5 protein-coding genes are annotated in these 4,549 nt (G+C 47.4%); 1 reads left to right on the forward strand and 4 read right to left on the reverse strand.

What is annotated here, in order from left to right; translation table 11 throughout:
* Window positions 1–1,109: RIP metalloprotease RseP (rseP, locus tag QM529_07210; protein MDI9314442.1), on the reverse strand; the 1,109-nt coding region annotated here is incomplete at its 3' end.
* Between the two features lie 142 nt (window positions 1,110–1,251).
* A complete protein-coding gene (gene dxr / locus QM529_07215) occupies window positions 1,252–2,454 on the reverse strand; it encodes a 1-deoxy-D-xylulose-5-phosphate reductoisomerase (protein MDI9314443.1) in 1,203 nt (400 codons plus the stop codon).
* Window positions 2,455–2,613: 159 nt separating this feature from the next.
* Here dxr and QM529_07220 point away from each other — a divergent pair, with 159 nt between their 5' ends.
* Complete coding sequence (locus tag QM529_07220) at window positions 2,614–3,288, forward strand: phosphatase PAP2 family protein (GenBank protein ID MDI9314444.1); 675 nt, start codon at window positions 2,614–2,616, stop codon at window positions 3,286–3,288.
* 17 nt (window positions 3,289–3,305) lie between these two features.
* Here QM529_07220 and QM529_07225 read toward each other — a convergent pair whose 3' ends face one another.
* A complete protein-coding gene (locus tag QM529_07225) occupies window positions 3,306–3,686 on the reverse strand; it encodes a hypothetical protein (GenBank protein ID MDI9314445.1) in 381 nt (126 codons plus the stop codon).
* A gap of 10 nt (window positions 3,687–3,696) precedes the next feature.
* Window positions 3,697–4,254, reverse strand: coding sequence for a Panacea domain-containing protein (locus QM529_07230; protein MDI9314446.1), 558 nt, complete (start codon window positions 4,252–4,254; stop codon window positions 3,697–3,699).
* Window positions 4,255–4,549: the final 295 nt, after the last annotated feature.

The following is a 4,549-nucleotide window of genomic DNA, read 5'->3' on the forward strand; positions in this document are numbered from 1 at the left end:
TATTGCAAAAATAATTGCCAAATATCCTTGACGGTGACCGCCAACATCAGCATCACCAAAAACGCCATGCCCACCATCATCATGCCCTGTTGCAACAATTGCGGCAGGGGTTTGCGAAAAACCTGCTCGATAGCCAACAGCACCAAATGCCCGCCGTCCAGCACCGGTATGGGGAACAAATTGATAATCGCCAAATTCAGCGACAACATAACCATGAAGGAGAAAAAGGCGTAAACACCGGCGACGCCAACATCGCCCGACATTTTGGCAATCATCACCGGCCCGCCCAATTGGTTGAGCGAAATTTGTCCGGTGAAGATGCGTTTAAACCCATCGAGGGTTTGAACGGTCAGGTTGATGGTCTGGTCAAACCCATGAACCACCGCGCCCGTGAAACTGGTCGGGGTAAAAACCACCGCGCCACCCAATGGCCGAAACGAAACCCCCAGGCGATAGGTCGCCTTGCCATTCACCGACTCGCCCGGGTTGGGGCGCACAGACAAGGTAACTTTTTTACCATCGCGCAACACCCCGATGGTAATTTTATCGCCATTGGCGTTTTTCATAAAATCGATAACATCGTTCGGCGATTGCACCGCCAATTTGTTCATCGATAAAATTTGGTCGCCAACCTTCATGCCGGCAAATTCGGCGGCCGAGGATTTCATCACCTGCTCGATGGCGACACTGCCCGATGATTTACTTTTTTTTGGTTCGCTGGCGATGCCAAAGCCAAGGTTCATGGCCACCAACAGAAAAAATGCAAAAAGAAAATTGGCCAAGGGGCCGGCGGCGACGATAATGAAACGTTGCCACACCGGTTTTTTGTGAAAGGCAAAGGGCAAATCGGCCTTGTTGATACTGCCGTCCAAGCTGCGTTGTTTTTCGCGCGGCACCGGCAACATCTCGCCCAACATTTTTACAAACCCGCCCAATGGCAACCAGGCCAATTTCCATTCGGTGCCATGGCGGTCAAAAAAACCAACAATTTTTGGCCCAAAGCCAATCGAAAAGGCCAAAACCTTCACCCGGCACAGCCGCGCCGCCAGGTAATGCCCCAATTCATGAACAAACACCAACAGCGTCAGGACGATGAAAAAATTCGCCATCCCAAGATGGCTTATCAAATTTGCAAACATGTTTATTATTTTTCGCTTTGTTTTATTATTATTTATTTATTTTTATTTGTTATTCAACCATCGCCCATTCATCGCCCCATGATTATTTCGCGGTGCTTCACTTGGCGTTTTTCTAACCCGCTTGCGCCAACCATTCGTCGGTTTTTATTTTTGTCTCCTTGTCCTGGGCGATAACATCATCGATGGTGGTCGCCAAATCAAACCTGCATAGCTCTAGCATAGATTCGACTCCTTTTTCAATAGCGGGAAAGGACGCCCGGCCAGCCAAAAAACCGGCGACCAGGGCCTCGTTACTGCTGTTCAACACCAATGGCGCGGCACCACCCATTTTCAGGGCAAGCCGCGCCAATTTCAGCGCGGCAAATTTTTCCTCATCGGGCTTTTCAAATTCTAATTTTGCCACCGAGGCCAGGTCGCTGGCCACGCCGCTTATCGCCAAACGTTCGGGGTAGCGCAGGACAAAACTGATGGGAATTTTCATATCGGCCGCCCCCATCTGCGCCAGGTGCGACCCATCGTGAAACACGACAAACGAATGAACGAACGATTGCGGGTGAATCACGACCTCGATATTATCGGCGGGCAAGGAAAAAAGATAGGCCGCCTCTATCACCTCCAGCCCCTTGTTAAACAATGTCGCCGAATCGACCGAAATTTTTTGCCCCATGCGCCACCGTGGGTGTGCCACGGCCTCGGCCGGTGTAATGCTGGCGAATGTTTTTTTGTCGCGCCGCAAAAATGGCCCGCCCGAGGCGGTTAAAATAACCTTCGCCACCGCCGAACGGTCTTGCCCCAACAGACATTGAAAAATTGCGTTATGTTCGGAATCTATCGGAATAATTTTGGCGCGATGTTGCGGGGTTAATAACAAATGGCCAGCGGCCACCACCGCTTCTTTATTGGCCAGGGCGATTTTGAAATGGCTGTTCTGTTGATTGGCCGGTGCTTGCAAGGCTTGCCACATTGGCCGCAACGCCGCCACACCGACGATGCCCACCACCAACCGATCCACCGCTTCGTCCGCCACCGCCGCCACCGCCGCCGCGCCAAAACCTATCGGCAGACGCGCCAATTTTTTATCGCTGGCGGTAATGGCTTGCCAGGCCTTTTTGGTTGCTTCGCTGTCATCGCTTAATGCCAAGATCGCCGGTTGATATATGGCGGCTAGCTCGGCCAGGCCTTTTACGTCCTTCTGCGCGGTCAGGCCGACGATGGAAAATTTATCGGGGTGTTCGGCCACCACCGCCAGGCTGTTTCGGCCGATGGTGCCGGTTGCCCCCAAAATCGTCAAGGTTGTTTTCGTTGGCTTGGTCATGGTTGTGTTATGGTTATAAAAATTCTTATCAATCGGCGGGTTCATGGCGCGCCACCCGCTTGATAATCATTTTAAGCTGATAAATAAAGCTGATTGTTTTTGTTGCAAATAATGGCTAGGGATTATTTACCTTGTTATTGCACCGCCAATTGTAACATCATGCGCCGAACCCTGCACCAAAATCTTATCAAAAAATTTTTCCGTGGCATCATGCTGTTGGTGCTGGTGGCGCAGGTCGCTTGGCCGCAATATGGCCAAGCCATCACCTGGCGCGAAATCGACTCGCCGGCATTTATTACCCGACAAGACCCTTACCTTATCAACCAAGTGGTTAAGGCCGGCGATGCCTTCCAATTTATTGCGCCGGCATTGATGTATGGGTTGGTGGCCAAGCATTTGGATGCAAAAGGATTCTGGCAGGCAACGGTGATGGTGGGCGCAACCGTGGGGACGATGTATGTTATCAAAAACGCCGCGATGCGCCAACGGCCAAATGGCGCGTCTGATTATCAATCTTTCCCATCGGGGCATGCCGCCGTTACCATGGCGCCGGCGGCGTTTGTTACGGTGCGTTATGGGTTTTGGGAATCGATACCATTTTGGGGCATGGGGATTTTCACCGCCTATTCGCGGGTGGCGGGACAGCGGCATTTTATCACCGACACCTTGGGCTCTACCGCCCTGTCTTTATTATTTGCTTATTTGTTTGTCACGCCGCTGGATAAAGAATTGGCAACCCCATCCACCGCCGCGCAACAAAAACCTAATTTTTTTGTCATGCCGGTTGCCTACGACACCGGCGGTGCCGGCGTCACCATGGCCCTAAGTTTTTAATTGGATTTTTAGATTTATTATATATTGATGCAATAATGTTGCTTATACGATTCTAAGACATTATCATAAAAATCTTCTGCCAAATTATCTTGAAAAAGTTTTAGCAACCCATTCATATCCGCTTGATTTATTTTACCTAGGTTCTTCGTGGCCATTACACCATCCTTGGCATAATCTGTTATAGCAAGCTTGCTACAGCCAACAAAGCTATCTTTCTTAATAATTTTTTTATTATTAACCTGTTTTAAATCATAATATGGTTGAAACCCTTTATAGGTTTTGTTGGTGGTAATGATAGCAAACCAATAATAAGCATTATACTCGCAAAGGAAGATATGCCGGTGAAGGTCATTTCTGATGTTCTTCAAAAATATTACATCCCCACTATGCACCCTCATTTTATTTTTTCTAAATAGCGATGGTCGCTGATTTTTCTATTATTTCTTTAATTATTTTTGGGCTAATTTTTTCGCCATAAAAATCTATATAATCCATTTCTGGCGAATTGCTGGATTTATTACCCCAAGCCTTTTGCCAAGCTTTGTGCTTATGGGATTCTTCGGTTAAAGCCATGAAGTCCATGTTGCCATATTTATTCCATGTTTCATCCAAAACATGTTTGGCATTTTTTGATAAGAAGCTACCTAGCTTATTGTCATTAACTATTTTAAAATCAATGACATTATTTGTTCTTTTTAAGGGCAAGGGTTTTTGACCATCTTCAAGTCCGGCAAAGGTATTATTTATAATATTTAAGCCATCTTGGTTAATTGGGCCAAATCGCAAGGCCTTATAAACGCCGCCAAAGACAGGCAATAGAAATTTATTCATGTGGGCAACATCAGAAAAAAACAATAATTTCATGGCTTGATGAACGCCTAATTTATTATTATTTTTAACCGCAAAATAACAGAGGCCATCAATTAAGGCCTTTTCGTTTGGTCGAAAGACTATTTTATTCTGCATATGTTTAATTTATGTTCTGCTTATTTGCAGGCGATGTCAATAATTTTCATTTATTATACTTTATCCGCCCCTATAGGAAATCCACAGGGGCGGATAAATAGCATATATTGCAGTAATAATCTACCCATATAATTTTTCAAATGCTTGGGCGACCTTGGCCAATTGGGCTGGGTCATGGTCGCGCCAATAACGCGGGTCGCGCATCAGGGTGCGAATCTCAATTTCCAAATCGGCGACCTCCTGCGGGCTCAGGGTGGTTTGGGTTGCGCCCGCGCCGTCGGCATCGGTTTCATCG

Source organism: Hydrotalea sp. (assembly GCA_030054115.1).
In the GTDB taxonomy this organism is placed as follows: Bacteria; Pseudomonadota; Alphaproteobacteria; order JASGCL01; family JASGCL01; genus JASGCL01.

Coding starts and splice junctions, on each gene's coding strand:
- dxr (MDI9314443.1), bottom strand. CDS start 2,454: ATGACCAAGCCAACGAAAACAACCTTGACGATTTTGGGGGCAACCGGC.
- QM529_07220 (MDI9314444.1), top strand. CDS start 2,614: ATGCGCCGAACCCTGCACCAAAATCTTATCAAAAAATTTTTCCGTGGC.
- QM529_07225 (MDI9314445.1), bottom strand. CDS start 3,686: ATGAGGGTGCATAGTGGGGATGTAATATTTTTGAAGAACATCAGAAAT.
- QM529_07230 (MDI9314446.1), bottom strand. CDS start 4,254: ATGCAGAATAAAATAGTCTTTCGACCAAACGAAAAGGCCTTAATTGAT.